The sequence below is a fragment of the Roseovarius salinarum genome (assembly GCF_002834145.1).
Classification (GTDB): Bacteria; Pseudomonadota; Alphaproteobacteria; order Rhodobacterales; family Rhodobacteraceae; genus Roseovarius; species Roseovarius salinarum.
Map to the genome: position 1 here is coordinate 361,808 of NZ_PHNT01000001.1, position 15,331 is coordinate 377,138.

Below are 15,331 nucleotides of genomic sequence, written 5' to 3' on the forward strand. Positions count from 1 at the left end.
CGCGCGTCCACATGGCCGCCCACCTTCGCGTGAGGTGGCAACATGGGGCGCAGCGATGGCAAGTCTTTCTGTGGCGGGGACCGTGAACGCGGGTGATGCCGACCTGGACAAGGCGATCACCGATCTTCTCGTGGTGGCGGGCGACGGCGGGCCCATCCTCGTGTCGGTGTCGGGGCACGACGGCGGCCTCGTCAGCTGGTCGCTGGAAAAGGAAGCGCTGCCCGCGAAGAAAGATCAGGTTACGTTCAAGGCCGCAACGACCGGCGTCGGCCCCACCTTGGCCACGGCGGACGTGGGCGGGGATACCGAGATCATCGTGGGCGGTGTCGGATCGGACGGCCTGCGGTCCTACGACATCGACGGTGCCGGAAACATCGGCCCGGCCGAGGGCGTGTCGGGCCTTGTGTCGGGGGGCGCGCCGCAGCCGTTGGTCGCCGTTTCGGACGAGGGGACCCTCATAGCCGGAAGCCCGCGCGCGGACGGTTTTGCAAGCTATTCGCTGAATGGGGCCGGAAACGCCACGGGCGGCGCGGCAGTGTCGGACAGCGGGTCGACGCATGCCGACGACCTCTCGGCCCTCGCGACGGGAAAGGTCGGCGGAAACGAGATCATCATCGCAGCCAGCGCCTCGGAACGCGGCGTGACCTCATATCGGATGGAAAACGGCACTCCGGTCCCGGTCGACTCGGTCGGCCCCGAAAGCGGGATCGGGATCATGACGCCGACGCGCGTGGATTTCGTCAAGCTTGGCTCCGTGACCTATGCGATCGTGGCCTCGGCGGCGCCCGACAGCGGAACCTCCGGTGCGCTCACGGTGCTCGAAGTCGCACCAAGCGGGGCGCTCACGCCGACCGATCATCTCGTCGATACGCGGCAAACGCGTTTCGGGCAGGTTCAGGCCCTGGACACCGAGGTGGTCGACGGGCGTGCCTATGTCGCGGTGGGCGGCGGCGACGACGGCCTCAGCCTGTTCACCCTTCTGCCGGGCGGAAAGCTCGTGCATCTCGACAGCATCGCCGATACGCGGTCCGCAGGTCTCGACAATGTCAGCGCCGTCGAGATCGAGAATGTCGACGGTGAAATCCAGGTGGTGGCGGCATCGTCGAGCGAACGCGGGTTGACCTTGCTGACCGTCGAGCAGGCGGACCACGGTGCGATGCGAGAGGCCGGAGCCGGCGGGGAAACGGTCAGTGGCACGGCGCGGGACGACATCCTGACCGGACGACAGGGCAACGATCGCCTCGACGGGGACGCGGGCCGCGACGTTCTTTCCGACGGCGCGGGCCGAGATACGCTTTCCGGTGGTCCGGGTGCCGATACCTTCTTTCTCGAGGCGGATGGCGAAGTTGACCGCATCTCGGATTTCGATCCGGCGCGGGATCGCCTCGACCTGACGGCATGGCCGTTCCTTTATGACCCCGGCGCCGTCACGATCGAGCAGACCGCCAACGGCGCCCGCCTGACCCACCGCGACGAGGTGCTCGTCATCGAAAGCGCCAATGGCGGCCCACTCGACACCGGCGCGGTGCGCGCGGCGATCTCGCTCGACGTCAATCGCAGCTTCCGCCCGCCGTCGCGCGAGGAGACCGGCGATGGCGGCGACTACGTGCTGGAGGGGACCTGGGGACCCGACACGTTGGAGGGGAACGCCGGTCACGATACCCTGGAGGGCCGCGAGGGCACCGACAGCCTGAGCGGCGGCAGCGGCAACGATTCCATACGGTCGGGCAAGGGTGACGACGAGGCCAACGGCGGAGGTGGGGCGGACACGATCACCGGCGGGTCCGGGGCGGACCGCCTGTTCGGAGGTGGTGGCGCGGACGATATTGCAGGCGCGCGCGGTGAGGATCACCTGGCCGGCGGCGCGGGCAACGACACGCTCGCCGGCGGACCGGCTGGCGACACGTTGCACGGCGATGACGGCGCTGACGATATTGATGGCGGCGACGGCGCCGACGACCTGACGGGGGGGCGCCACGATGACCGCCTCTCGGGCGGTGCCGGGCGCGACACGCTTTCGGGCAATGCCGGGGCCGACACCCTCGAGGGCAACGAAGGCCGTGACAGGCTTGGCGGAGGGGCGGGGGCGGACCGCCTGCTGCCGGGCTCGGGGGACGACACGGTTCATGGCGGCAGCGGCCGTGACACGACCGTCCTCGACGTGGCCAAGGATTCGGTCACGGTGACCGACGTCGACGGTGACCGCGTGACGATCGAGTCAGCCGAGGGGCAGGATCGTTTCGAAAGCGTCGAGCGTTTCGTGTTCACCGACGGCACGGCGACCATCGGTGACCTCGCGGACATGGTGGAGGACGATACCGCAACGCAGACGGCGGCACAGTCCGTGATCCGTGGAAACGGCGGCGGCGACTGGTTGTCCGGCAACGGTGCCGGCGAGGCGATATTCGGCATGAGCGGCCGCGACACGATTCTGGGCGGTCGCGGGCAGGACCGGATCTTTGGCGGGTCGGGGCAGAACGTGCTCAACGGACAGGCCGGTGCAGACCGGATCCACGGGGGTGGGGCGGCCGACAGGCTCATCGGCGGCGGTGGCAACGATGTCCTGTTCGGCCACGGCGGTGGGGATGGTTTGCGTGGCGGTGGCGGTGATGACGCGCTTTTCGGCGGTGCCGGCAATGACCAGATGAACGGAGGGCGTGGCGCGGACCTATTCTTCGGCGGCGCGGGTGACGATATCGTCGGCGGCGGCCGGGGCCGCGACACCGCGAGCCTCGCGGTCTCCCTGGACGCGGTAGAGGTGATCGATGTCTTTCAAGGCGCCGCCACCATCCAGTCGGCGCAGGGCCTAGACGTCTTCGATTCCGTCGAGCAGTTCAACTTCACCTCGGGCAGTGTGGGCCTCGGCGCAGTCGAGAACGAGATCGACGACGGCGGAAGGACCACGGGCGCCAACGGCGCGAACCGTTTGCGCGGTGGCTCGGGCCGTGACGAGATCCTCGGGCGTGGCGGTCAGGATACCCTGCTGGGAAAAGCGGGCCGCGACGCGTTGTTCGGTCAGAACGGGGCCGATCTCGTGAAGGCCGGGCGGGGGCACGACACGGTCCGCGGTGGCCAGGGGGACGATGACATTCGCGGACAGCGCGGCCGCGACGTTCTCTACGGCGACCGGGGCGCGGATTCTATTTTCGGCAACGGCGGAAAGGATACGGTGCGCGCGGGCGACGGCGACGACCGGGTTCGTGGCGGGCGGCACGACGACCGCTTGTTCGGCGACGCCGGCAACGACCTCTTGCGCGACGCCCACGGAAACGACCGGCTGAGCGGGGGAGATGGCCGCGACACGCTCAAATCCGGTAGCGGCAACGACACCCTGTACGGGAATTCAGGCGGAGACGAGTTGATTGCCGGGCGCGGCAGGGACAAGCTGCACGGCGGCGCGGGCAACGATTTCCTGAAAGGCAACAAGCATGCCGACCGGCTGTTCGGTGACGGCGGCCGGGACACGCTGCGGGGCGGGCAGGGGCTGGACCGGCTGGAAGGCGGTCGCGACGACGATGTGCTGGCGGGTGGGACCGGCAAGGACACGATGCGCGGCGGCGCCGGCGATGACCGCCTGTCTGGCGGGCGGCACAACGACCGTGTCACCGGGCAGGACGGCGACGACCGGTTGCACGGGGATCACGGCCGCGACCGGCTCGGCGGTGGCAAGGGCGCGGACGCGCTGGATGGCGGCGACGGCCGCGACCGCCTGCTGGGGCACGCCGGCGACGACGCTCTTTTGGGCGGCCGTGGGAACGACCGGCTCAAGGGTGGCGGCGGGGCCGACACGCTCGACGGTGGTCAGGGGCACGACCGGCTGTTCGGGCACAAGCATGACGACACCCTGTCGGGCGGCAATGGCAAGGATCATCTTCACGGCGGCCGGGGCAGTGACTTCCTGAAAGGCAACAAGCATGACGACCGGCTTTTCGGAGACAATGGCCAGGACACGCTATGGGGCGGCAACGGCGCAGACAGGCTGGAGGGAGGCCGGCACGACGACGACCTTACAGGAGGCAATGGCGCCGATACCTTCGTGTTCCGCGCCGGTGGCGACACCGATCGCGTCACGGATTTCGACGTCGGTTCCGATCGGGTTTTGCTCGACCCCGCGCTTGTCGGAGAAGCGGACACGGTGAACGAGGTCGTGACCGACTTTGCCACTGTCACGCCGCAGGGTGTCGTGTTCGATTTCGGCGAGGGTGACGTGTTGATCCTCGAAGGGTTGAGTTCCCTGTCCGGACTGGCCGATTCGCTGGAATTCATCTGACGGGGCGTTTGGTCGGGCCGGCCGATTCGGCGGCGGCCTGCCTGTCTGTTCACCTGCGACATTTCCGGTGTGGACCTTTGGGGACTGGTGGTTAATCATGTCGTGTCGAAAGACGTTCCGGGGCGGTGGAACTGAATGCGGCGCACGCGCAACGCGCGGCGTCGTCCCCGATCCGCGCCGCTGCCCGGAAACACGAAGATCACGCGACCGGGATTCCCGATTTGGCTGTTGGTACCGCGAAACCTCCGCCCTTCGATCCCCTCGACACCATCGATTGGGGGACCAAGCTTTCCGGTAATACCGTGAGAGTTTTTTTCGCCCCCGCCGGCTATGTTGCAGACGGTATAACCTCGGACGGCTGGAACGCTTACGAGAAAGGGCAGGTGCGCAAGGCGTTTGCGCGAATCGAGGCGGTCGCGGACCTGGATTTCGTCGAGACGGGAAACCCGGTGCGGGCCGACCTCGTGCTCGTGCTGGACACCGACGGCGAGTTTTCCGCACTCGGGTATTTCAACCCGCCCGGCACGCGCAACGAAGGTGTGGGCGTGTTCAACGGCGACGCCTGGGACCGTGAGCCGGGTGGATCTCTCGAGGTGGGCGGCTTCGATTTCGTGACGATCGTGCACGAATTGCTGCATGGTCTCGGGCTGGCGCACCCGCATGACACGGGTGGAACATCGACGGTTCTGCCCGGTGTCAGCGACCCCTTCGGCGATGCTGGCGCCTATGGGCTGAACCAGGGTCTCTATACCACGATGACCTACAACTCCGGCTACTTGACCGGGCCGGTCGGCCGGGCGGGGCATGGCGGCGGTGACTGGGGGTACGAAGCCGGACCGATGGCGTTGGACATCGCGGTGCTGCAGGAGAAATACGGCGCCAACGAGACGCACAATTCCGGTGCGAACACGTATCGTCTGCCGGGCAGCAACCAGTCTGGCACCTACTGGGAATCGATCTGGGACACGGGCGGGCAAGACACGATCCGCTACGACGGGTCGCGCAATGCCGTGATCGACCTGCGCGCGGCAACGCTCGAGGATGAAAAAGGTGGCGGCGGGTTCGTTTCGGCGGCCAACGGGATCGCAGGTGGTTTCACGATTGCCAACGGCGTTGTCATCGAAAGGGGCGTCGGTGGCCGCGGCAACGACACGATCCGCGGCAACACCGCCGACAATGATCTTTTGGGGCGCGGGGCTGATGACCGGATCCGCGGAGACCTGGGCGACGACACGCTCGTTGGCGGCTGGGGCGACGACACCCTCTTGGGGCACAAGGACGACGACACGCTCGAAGGGGATGACGGCCGGGACGAGCTGCACGGGGGTCGTGGCAGCGATTTCCTGAAGGGGAACCGGAATGCCGACCAGTTGTTCGGCGACAACGGAAAGGACACGCTGTGGGGCGGTGACGGGTCCGACCTGATCGAAGGCGGGCGTCACGATGACAGCCTGGTCGGCGGCAACGGGCAGGACACCCTGCGCGGCCGGCATGGCGATGACGATCTTTCCGGCAAACGGCACGACGACCGGGTGACCGGTCAGGACGGCCGGGACCACGTGAAAGGCGGGGGCGAGGACGACCGGCTCGGTGGCGGGCACGGGGCGGATACGCTCGTTGGCGGCTGGGGCGACGACACCCTCTTGGGGCACAAGGACGACGACACGCTCGAAGGGGATGACGGCCGGGACGAACTGCACGGGGGTCGTGGCAGCGATTTCCTGAAGGGGAACCGGAATGCCGACCAGTTGTTCGGCGAGAATGGAAAGGACACGCTGTGGGGCGGTAACGGGGCCGATCGCCTTGACGGCGGGCGGCACGATGACAGCCTTGTGGGTGGTGATGGCGCGGATACCTTCGTGTTTCGCGAAGGTGGTGATACCGACCGGGTTAAGGATTTCGACACCGACGAGGACGAGCTTTTGATCCAGAACGATCTGTGGGGCAGCGCGGACACGCCAAAGGAAGTTGTCGATACCTTCGCCACGGTAACGGCTGCCGGCGTGGTTTTCGATTTCGGTGAGGGCGACGTTCTGATCCTTGAGGGCCTTGCGTCGACGAGCGGCCTGGACGATGCGATCGACCCGATCGGCTGAACCTCGCGGGCAGGGTCCGGGTTTGTGATCACTGGGTTGCGGCCCGTGATCACATTGTTGCTTTTTGCGCGGAATTCCGAGTGTTTCACCGCTTCGGGGGCTGTGCAAGCGTGACAACCGCGCTAAAACCCGCCACAAGGGAAGGACACGCCGCGGACCATTCCGCGTGACAGACCGACGAAGGACAGAACCGATGGCCGACGTTCAACAGGGCGAGCGCCCTCTTTCTCCGCACATCCAGATCTATCGCCCGCAGATGACCTCGATCAGTTCGATCCTGACTCGGATCACGGGCAACGCGCTGATCTTGGCGGCGCTGCTGATCGTCTGGTGGCTGCTGGCCGCGGCGACGGGGCCGGAGTACTACGCGACGGCGAACGCGGTGGTGACATCCTGGTTCGGCGACATCGTTTTCACGCTGTCGCTGTGGGCGATCTGGTACCACTACCTGGCCGGGTTGCGGCATCTTCTGTGGGACGCGGGCCATGGGCTCGAGGTGCCCGCGGCCGAGAAGCTCGGCTGGGTCTGCATCATCGGCTCGGTCGTTCTGACCGTCATCACGCTCGTCATCATCTGAGGGAGGGAGCCATGCGTTTCCTGACAGACCGCAAGCGCGCCGAAGGCAAGGGCGCGGCGCACAGCGGCACCGAGCATCACTGGTACATGATCGTCAGCTCGGTGGGGCTGGCGTTGATCGTGCCAACCTTCCTTTACATATTCGGAAGCGCCCTGGGCGGCAGCCACACCGATGTCATCGAAACGTTCTCGCACCCCGGCGTGGCGATCCTGACCGGGCTTGTCCTGTTCGTCGGCCTGCAGCATTTCCAGAAGGGCGCGCAGACGATGATCGAGGACTACACACAGGGCAGTACCCGAAAGATCCTGATCATCTGCGTCATCGCGCTGAGCTATGGCATGACGGCGACGGGGCTCTTCGCCCTCGGCAAGATCGCGTTTTGAGGACCTGACATGGCAGCATACGAATACGAGACACATGACTACGACGTGGTTGTCGTGGGGGCGGGAGGCGCCGGTTTGCGGGCCACCCTCGGCATGGCCGAACAGGGGCTGCGCACGGCCTGCGTCACCAAGGTCTTTCCGACGCGGTCGCACACCGTGGCCGCGCAGGGCGGCATCGCGGCGTCGCTGTCCAACATGGGGCCGGACCACTGGCAGTGGCACATGTACGACACCGTGAAGGGCTCGGACTGGCTGGGCGACACCGACGCGATGGAATACCTCGCCCGCGAGGCGCCCAAGGCGGTTTACGAGCTCGAACATTACGGCGTGCCGTTCTCGCGCACGGAAGAGGGCAAGATCTACCAGCGGCCTTTCGGCGGCCACACGACCGAGTTCGGCGAAGGCCCGGCCGTGCAGCGCACCTGCGCCGCGGCCGACCGCACGGGCCACGCGATCCTGCACACGCTCTACGGCCAGTCGCTCAAGCAGAAGGCGGAATTCTACATCGAATATTTCGCCGTCGACCTGATCATGAACGACGACGGCGCCTGCACCGGCGTGGTCTGCTGGAAACTCGACGACGGCACGATCCACGTATTCAACGCGAAGATGGTTGTCCTCGCCACGGGCGGTTACGGCCGCGCCTATTTCTCGGCCACCTCGGCGCACACCTGCACCGGCGACGGGGGCGGCATGGTTGCACGCGCGGGCCTGCCCCTGCAGGACATGGAATTCGTGCAGTTCCATCCCACCGGCATCTTCGGGTCGGGCTGCCTGATCACGGAAGGCGCGCGCGGCGAGGGCGGCTACCTGACCAATTCGGAGGGCGAGCGCTTCATGGAGCGCTACGCGCCACAGTACAAGGACCTCGCGCCGCGCGACTACGTCAGCCGCTCGATGACGATGGAGATCCGCGAGGGCCGCGGCGTGGGGCCGAACGGCGATCACATCCACCTCAACCTGTCGCACTTGCCGGCGGAGGCGCTCAACCTGCGCCTGCCGGGTATTTCCGAGTCCGCGAAGATCTTTGCCGGCGTGGATGTGACGAAGGAGCCGATCCCGGTTATCCCCACCGTTCACTACAACATGGGCGGCATCCCGACGAACTACTGGGGCGAGGTGCTAAACCCCACCAAGGACGATCCCAATGCGATCGTCCCCGGACTTATGGCCGTGGGCGAGGCCGGGTGCGCCAGCGTGCACGGGGCGAACCGGCTGGGGTCCAACTCGCTGATCGACCTCGTGGTGTTCGGCCGCGCCGCGGCGATCCGCGCCGGCAAGGTCGTGGATGCCGAGGCGGCCACGCCCGAAACGAACACGGCCCAGGTGGACAAGGCGCTGGACCGGTTCGACGGCCTGCGCCACGCCGACGGGGGCACGCCCACAGCCGACCTGCGGCTGGAGATGCAGAAGACCATGCAGGAGGATGCGGCCGTCTTCCGCACCTCCGAGACGCTGGCCGCCGGCGTCAAGAAGATGGACGCCATCGCCGCCAAGCTGGACGACCTGAAGGTCTCGGACCGGTCGCTGATCTGGAATTCCGACCTGATGGAGACGCTGGAGCTGACCAACCTGATGCCCAACGCGCTGGCCACCATCGCCGGTGCCGAGGCACGCCGCGAATCGCGCGGCGCACACGCGCACGAGGATCACCCGGACCGCGACGACAAGACGTGGCGTGTCCACACAGTCGCCCGGCTGGACGGCCGCAAGGTCGATCTCGGCTACCGCCCGATCATCGAGGACCCGCTGACGCCCGAAACCGAGGGCGGCATCGAGGTCAAGAGGATCGCGCCCAAGGCGCGGACGTTCTAAGGAGAGGCCGGAATGGTTCAACTCAGACTGCCGAAGAATTCCCGCATCACCACGGGCAAGACCTGGCCCAAGCCCGAGGGCGCCACCAACGTCCGCAAGGTCCAGATCTATCGCTGGAACCCGGACGACGGCCAGAACCCGCGCGTCGACACCTATTTCGTCGACATGGACAATTGCGGGCCGATGGTTCTGGACGCGCTGATCAAGATCAAGAACGAGATCGACCCGACGCTGACCTTCCGCCGGTCGTGCCGCGAGGGCATCTGCGGATCCTGTGCCATGAACATCGACGGGATCAACACGCTCGCCTGCATCTACGGCATGGACGAGGTCAAGGGCGACGTGAAGATCTATCCCCTTCCACACATGCCGGTCGTCAAGGATCTGATCCCGGACCTCACGCATTTCTACGCCCAGCACGCCAGCATCATGCCGTGGCTGGAAACCAAGACGAACACCCCGGCAAAGGAGTGGAAGCAGTCGATCGAGGACCGCGAGAAGCTTGACGGTCTCTACGAATGCGTCATGTGTGCCTGTTGCTCGACGGCGTGCCCGTCCTACTGGTGGAACGGCGACAAGTACCTCGGGCCGGCCGCGCTGCTGCATGCCTACCGCTGGATCATCGACAGCCGGGACGAGGCAACGCCCGAAAGGCTGGACGACCTTGAAGACCCCTTCAAGCTCTACCGCTGCCACACGATCATGAACTGTGCCAAGACCTGCCCCAAGGGCCTCAACCCGGCCAAGGCGATCTCGGAGATCAAGCGCATGATGGTCAACCGCGCGGTGTGAACCGCGCGGCCGGCCCGGCAATGCGCATTGGCGGGCCGATCCTGACGCAACGTCAGACCTGCAATTCCCGCATACCGCTCTTGCCGACTCGGCGGTGCAATGCCGCGACGCAGAAACCTAGATTCTGCACTGCAACACAGGCAGAAGGATCAAGGACATGGCAGTCCCGGCCCAGAATCAGGATCAGGCCCCGACCGTCCGAAAGGACCAGATGGCGTTCCACGACGTCTACTACAGCCCGGATCGCCCGGCGAATTCCGCCGTGGCGCCGAAGATGGGCGCGCTGGAACAGATGTACGCCTATTACGACGGCTGACGCGCTCACGCGCGACGCGCGGGGTCGTGATGCAACCGGCGTTGCGGGCGGGGGCACGGTCTGCGACCCTCGGGCGCACCACCTGCACCCGGGGGTCACGATGCCTTTCCTGCCCAGCCTGCCCGAAACGGCGCACCTTGCTGATCTCTTCACCCGGTTCCCGGGGAACCTGCGCCCCCTCATGGAGGTTCACGACGGCCTGCTGCGTGGTGACGGGGCGCTTTCGGTGGGCGAACGCGAGTTGATCGCGGCGTATGTGTCGGCGCTCAACGCCTGTCGGTTCTGCGAAGGTTCCCACAAGGTCTATGCAGAGGCCTTCGGTTTCGACCCCGCGCTGATCGACGCGCTGCTGGCCGATCCGGCGACGGCGCCGGTCGATCCGGCCCTGCGCCCGCTGCTGGCTTATGTGGCCAGGCTCAACACCTTGCCAAGCCGGTTGACCGATGCCGACGCGGCGGCCGTTTTCGAGGCCGGCTGGCCCGAGGCCGCGTTGTGGGAGGCGGTGCAGGTCTGCGCGCTGTTCAACATGATGAACCGCATCGTCGAGGGCACCGGCATCAACTTCGATTACGCGACCGCGCCGGGGGCGCACCCCGCACAGGGAACCCGGCCCGACCCGGATGCGCCCGCCTACAGCCACTTCGCCGACAGGATCGAGGCGGCAGCGCGCGGCCCCTCGCGCGGCGACGGCTGACCTGCACGCCGGCACGGTTGCGGCCACGGCCCGCCGGCGCTATGCCGCGGGGATGAAAGGCAAGGCGGGATACCCGGCATGATCGTCGTCGTCGGCCTGATCGTGGCCTTCGTGCTGGTCCTGATCTTCGCGAACCGTGAAACGCGTGACTGCCGCTGGCGCGAGGATCGAACCGGCGACCGCGACGGGCAGAAGAAGTTCAGATGCATGGCCTGCGGGGCCGAGGCCTTTACAACGACCGGCAAACCGCCTTTGGATTGTCGGGCGAAGACAAAGGACCGACGCTGAGGTGCCCATGCGAGAGCCCGCCGATGCCGATGCCCGCCGCGCCGTGGCGCCCGTGATCGCCTATCCCGACGACACGCTGCCCCGGCCCGACCTTGACCTGTATCGCGCCGCGCGCGCCGGCGCCACGCTGACGGCCTCCGTGCGGGTCGAGCCGCGCGAGGCCGCGTGCTTCACGGTGCCGGCGGGTCATTTCTTCCGCATCGTCAGCGTCGAGGGGCCGCAGGTGGGCGATCTGAACCTGTGGAACCGCGCCGACCTGTCCGAGCGGTTCTATTCCGGCAAGACCCGCGCGCTGCACGGCACGCACCTGGGCACGGGCGCGCGCATGTGGTCGAGCTTTCCGGCGATGCGCCCCATGGCCACCATCGTGGAGGACACGCTGGACTGGTACGGTTTCGACGCCTACGGCGGCGCGGTGCACGACGTGATCGGAACGCGCTGCGACCCCTACACCGGCAACCTGCTGGCGGGCACGCAGTATCACCACTGCTGCCATTCCAACCTGACGCGCGCGCTGGCCGACGAAACGGGCCTGTCGCTGGCCGAGGCCGAGGGCTGCGTCCACGACGTGCTCAACGTGTTCATGTGCACCGGCTTCACCCGCGACACCGGCCAGTATTTCATGAAGGCCAGCCCGGTGCGCCCCGGCGACCACCTCGAGTTCTTCGCCGAGATCGACCTGCTGGGCGCGCTCAGCGCCTGCCCGGGCGGTGATTGCTCGGCCGAGCATTCCAGCGACACCGCGCAGTGCCATCCGCTGCTGGTCGAGGTCTACGCGCCCGCGCAGGGCGCGCTGGCCGGCTGGGCGCCGCCGCCGGTCAACGGGTACGACCGCAGCCACGGCCGCTGAAGGCCGCAGGCGACAGATTGTCTTATTGCGCGCTGGCCTGATTCGCGGGGACCGTTACGGCCGTAACCGGCGGACTTGGCAGCGATCGCGTCAATTGCCCGCCACGGCAAGGCTGCAGGCGGGAGGATTTCATGAACAGACTGGTTTCGGCGGCGGGAGTCGCGGCACTGGTGGCCGCGCTGGCCGCAGCGGCATCGGCGCAGGAAGAGCAGGCGGGCGGCAAGGTCGCGGCGCGCTACGAGGCGCTGCCGTGGGTGGAACTTGCGGTCGTCCAGGGCGGCGGACTCTCGGTAGATGCCACGTGTCGTGAAAGCGCTGACTACTCGCTCGAGCTTTTGCCGTTCCTCGGCTACATGTCGTGGACCTTCCGCGGTTGCGTGTGTGACGCGTCGCAGGAATTTGCGCGTGGCAAGGCGCTCGGCGAATTGTCGGCCATCGCGCAGAACCCCGGTCATCAGGTGCGTACTGAAAAGTCGCGCATTTTCTGGCACGACCTCGAGGCTGGCGAGACGCGCGACGAGACGGTGTATTGCTACAATATCGAGGCGCTCGCGCAGGAATACGGGCTTCGGTAGGCGCTGGGGACATGGGCACGCGCAACATGCCGGGGGGCGGACGCGTGGCGCGCGGGATGCGCGCGCTGGCGGTCGCTGTGCTGTTCGCCGGGATGGCCGGGCCAGGGGCGGCGCAGGAGGGCGCCGAGACGGCGCTGCCCGCCGCCGCGGACCTGCCCGCGCCGTCCGAACTCGGCCTGTCCGCCACCCGCGCGGCGTTGCCCGATCCGGCCGAGCTGCGCCTCGAGGCAGCGCGCGAGGCGCTTCCCCCACCGCGGGAACTGGGCCTGACGGCCGACCGCGCGGCACTGCCGGATCCTGTCGAGCTGTCCTTTCGCGCGACACGCCAGGCACTGCCCGACCCGGCCGACCTTCGGCTTGGGGCGACGCGGCTGGCACTGCCCGATCCCGTCGATCTCGGGCTGCGCGCCGAGCGCGCGGCGCTGCCGCCGCCCTACCGGCTGACGCTGCGGGCCGAGCGCCTCGAAGAGGAAGAGGCCGAGCCGGTCACCGTCCCGGCTGTCGTCGGTCTGCCCCTGCCCATGGCGAAGGGGCGGCTTTCCAACGCCGGGCTGACCGCGGTGCCAGTGCTGGGGGCGCCCGCCGACGACCGCCACGAAACGCCCGGCCGGGTGTTTTCCGCCAGCCCGCCGCCCGGCGCGACGGTGTCCGCGGGGTCGGAGGTGTCGCTGCGGGTCTACGCCCCGCGCCCGAAGGTCACCGTGCCCGATCTTTCCGGAGAAACGCTCGAGGCCGCGCGCGGCCGGCTGACGGCCGCCGGCTTCGACCCGGCCGGCCCGGCGCTGGGCAAGGCGCCCGAGGCCGGCGCGGGCGAGCCCGGAACCGTCATCGGCACGCGCCCGCCCGCAGGCGCGACGCTGCCCAAGTTCTCGCCCGTCACGATCCTGCTGCACCCGCCGCGCCCCGAGGCGCCGCCCGTCGCCGACCCCGCACCGCCCCCCGCGCCCGAGCCCGAGGAACCGGCGGCTGAGGTGGCCTGGGAAGGTGCCTGGCGCGGCACCGTGCAGCTGTCCGAGATCCGCCTTGACGGCGCGCGGGTCAGCCCGGCGCAATTCCGTAACAGGCTTGAATCCGGCTGGCGCCGTGCCAAGGCAACGGGCAATCGCCAGATCATGGGATCGGACCTGGCCGAGAACATCGGCGACGCGATCGTCGCGATCGTTTCGGCGGCGGTCACGGGGCTGGAACAGGGGCTGCCGTTCGGCCTCGCGCTCGCCCCGGAGGGTGACGATTTCCGGTTCGTCGCGCCACGCGGCCCCGGGGCCGAGGACGCCAACGAAAGGCTCGCCGGGCTGTCATCGCTGACACGCCTCGGCGAGGGGCGCCTGCGTTTCCTTCACGAAACGGCCGAGGAGGGGCAGACGATGACCGTCGAGATCGAACTGGCCCCGGCCCCGGAGGACGGCGGGATCGTGATGCACCTTCGCGCCGACCTGCGGCAGGCCTCGGGCGAGTCGTGGCTGCGGGCGCGCCGCATCGAATTCGCCGTCGTCGGTCAACTCGACCGGGGCCGATTGCCGTTCGACGAGATGCGCGAGACGATCCTGCAAGAGCTTCAACCCCACATGAAGGCCGCTGCCGGGCGGTTGTGATGAAACCACGGAGGGTCGGAAGGATGATCGCGTTGCGCTGCTGGGTTTCCGTGATCCTGGTGCTTCTGGCGCTGCCCGCCGTCCCCGCCCACGCCGCCCCGGTCGCGGCCGAGGTCGCCGCGGTCGAAGGCGATACGGTCACGTTGGCCCTGCCTGCCGGCGCGCAGGTGGATCCCGGGGCAAAGGTCACCATTTCCGGCGAAATTCCCGGTATCGGCCCGGTCGCGATCTCCGGCGAATGGCGCGTGATCCAAGGTGGCACCGGCCGCGTGCGTGCCCGCCAGGTCGGCGAGGTGTCCTCGCCGCCGCAGGTGGGGTATCGCGCCACCATCGAGAACGGGACGGCACGGGCCCCGGCACCGCAGGCGCCGCCGGAGGAGGAGGAAACGCCGGTGCCCGCGCCGGACGCCGCCACGCCGCCCGGGGACGCCGCGCCGGACCCCGCGCTGGTGCGCAAGGCGGAGCGATATCTTGTCGAGCGCGGTTACATCGTCGGCAAGATCGACGGCACGCCCGGGCCGCGGACGCGTGCCGCGATCCGCGAGTTCCAGCAAAGCAGCGGGTTGACGGTGGACGGCCGCATCACCCCCGAGCTGGTGGACAGGCTGAAGCGGATGTTCACGGCCTCGGGCCGGATGCGGCACGCCACGCTTGGCGTCATGGTGCGCAACCCGAGCCGCGAACAGGCCCTGGCCGCCGGCGCGGACAGCAAGACCGGCGTGCTGGTCGAGCGGGTTCTTGACGACAGCGCCGCCAGTCGCGCCGGAATGCGGCGGGGCGACCTGATCGTGTCTCTGGGCGCGCGGGGCATCGTGGATGCGACGAAGCTCCGGCTGGTCGTCCTTCGGCTGGCGCCCCTTTACCCGCAGGAGTGGCGCACCACGCCCTTCACCCTTTACCGCGACGGTCGCAAGGTCGAGGGCCGGGTGCGGCTCCATCCGGATTGACGCGGGCATCGTGCCGGCTGGGAAATGGTGACCCCGGAAGGACTCGAACCCTCAGCCTGTTGATTAGAAGTCAACTGCTCTATCCAGTTGAGCTACGGGGTCTTCAACTGAGGGTCTTTAGCGCCCCCGCCTGACG

General features: G+C 68.0%; 13 protein-coding genes and 1 tRNA gene. 13 read left to right on the forward strand and 1 reads right to left on the reverse strand.

What is annotated here, in order from left to right; genetic code table 11:
* Positions 1 to 55 precede the first annotated feature (55 nt).
* The 13 genes from CEF10_RS01890 to CEF10_RS01945 all read left to right on the forward strand — a co-directional run bounded on the left by CEF10_RS01890 (position 56) and on the right by CEF10_RS01945 (position 15,195).
* On the forward strand, positions 56 to 4,270 hold the full coding sequence (locus CEF10_RS01890; RefSeq protein ID WP_101065650.1) for a calcium-binding protein: 4,215 nt from the start codon (positions 56 to 58) through the stop codon (positions 4,268 to 4,270).
* Positions 4,271 to 4,572: 302 nt separating this feature from the next.
* Entirely contained in the window at positions 4,573 to 6,366 is a 1,794-nt protein-coding gene (locus CEF10_RS01895; RefSeq protein ID WP_157932930.1) for a M10 family metallopeptidase C-terminal domain-containing protein, read from the forward strand.
* A gap of 193 nt (positions 6,367 to 6,559) precedes the next feature.
* Entirely contained in the window at positions 6,560 to 6,943 is a 384-nt protein-coding gene (gene sdhC, locus CEF10_RS01900) for a succinate dehydrogenase, cytochrome b556 subunit (RefSeq protein WP_101065652.1), read from the forward strand.
* Between the two features lie 11 nt (positions 6,944 to 6,954).
* Positions 6,955 to 7,326, forward strand: coding sequence for a succinate dehydrogenase, hydrophobic membrane anchor protein (gene sdhD, locus CEF10_RS01905; RefSeq protein WP_101065653.1), 372 nt, complete (start codon positions 6,955 to 6,957; stop codon positions 7,324 to 7,326).
* Positions 7,327 to 7,335: 9 nt separating this feature from the next.
* Positions 7,336 to 9,141 (forward strand): succinate dehydrogenase flavoprotein subunit, encoded by a 1,806-nt coding sequence (gene sdhA, locus CEF10_RS01910; protein WP_101065654.1) that lies wholly within the window; start codon positions 7,336 to 7,338, stop codon positions 9,139 to 9,141.
* Between the two features lie 12 nt (positions 9,142 to 9,153).
* The gene (locus CEF10_RS01915; protein ID WP_101065655.1) at positions 9,154 to 9,933 is read left to right on the forward strand and encodes a succinate dehydrogenase iron-sulfur subunit; all 780 of its coding nucleotides are present in this window, start codon (positions 9,154 to 9,156) and stop codon (positions 9,931 to 9,933) included.
* Positions 9,934 to 10,090: 157 nt separating this feature from the next.
* Positions 10,091 to 10,249, forward strand: coding sequence for a hypothetical protein (locus CEF10_RS16795; protein WP_157932931.1), 159 nt, complete (start codon positions 10,091 to 10,093; stop codon positions 10,247 to 10,249).
* Positions 10,250 to 10,349: 100 nt separating this feature from the next.
* Entirely contained in the window at positions 10,350 to 10,943 is a 594-nt protein-coding gene (locus CEF10_RS16800) for a carboxymuconolactone decarboxylase family protein (RefSeq protein ID WP_157932932.1), read from the forward strand.
* A gap of 78 nt (positions 10,944 to 11,021) precedes the next feature.
* Positions 11,022 to 11,231, forward strand: a complete 210-nt coding sequence (locus CEF10_RS01925) for a hypothetical protein (protein WP_101065657.1) — start codon at positions 11,022 to 11,024, stop codon at positions 11,229 to 11,231.
* A 7-nt stretch (positions 11,232 to 11,238) separates the two neighbouring features.
* Positions 11,239 to 12,081, forward strand: coding sequence for an urea carboxylase-associated family protein (locus tag CEF10_RS01930; RefSeq protein WP_101065658.1), 843 nt, complete (start codon positions 11,239 to 11,241; stop codon positions 12,079 to 12,081).
* Positions 12,082 to 12,212: 131 nt separating this feature from the next.
* A complete protein-coding gene (locus CEF10_RS01935) occupies positions 12,213 to 12,656 on the forward strand; it encodes a hypothetical protein (RefSeq protein ID WP_101065659.1) in 444 nt (147 codons plus the stop codon).
* Positions 12,657 to 12,667: 11 nt separating this feature from the next.
* A complete protein-coding gene (locus CEF10_RS01940) occupies positions 12,668 to 14,248 on the forward strand; it encodes a PASTA domain-containing protein (RefSeq protein ID WP_101065660.1) in 1,581 nt (526 codons plus the stop codon).
* A gap of 32 nt (positions 14,249 to 14,280) precedes the next feature.
* A complete protein-coding gene (locus tag CEF10_RS01945) occupies positions 14,281 to 15,195 on the forward strand; it encodes a peptidoglycan-binding protein (protein WP_157932933.1) in 915 nt (304 codons plus the stop codon).
* A 25-nt stretch (positions 15,196 to 15,220) separates the two neighbouring features.
* Here the strand turns inward: CEF10_RS01945 and CEF10_RS01950 are convergent.
* A tRNA-Arg gene (locus tag CEF10_RS01950) sits at positions 15,221 to 15,297 on the reverse strand.
* Positions 15,298 to 15,331 lie beyond the last annotated feature (34 nt).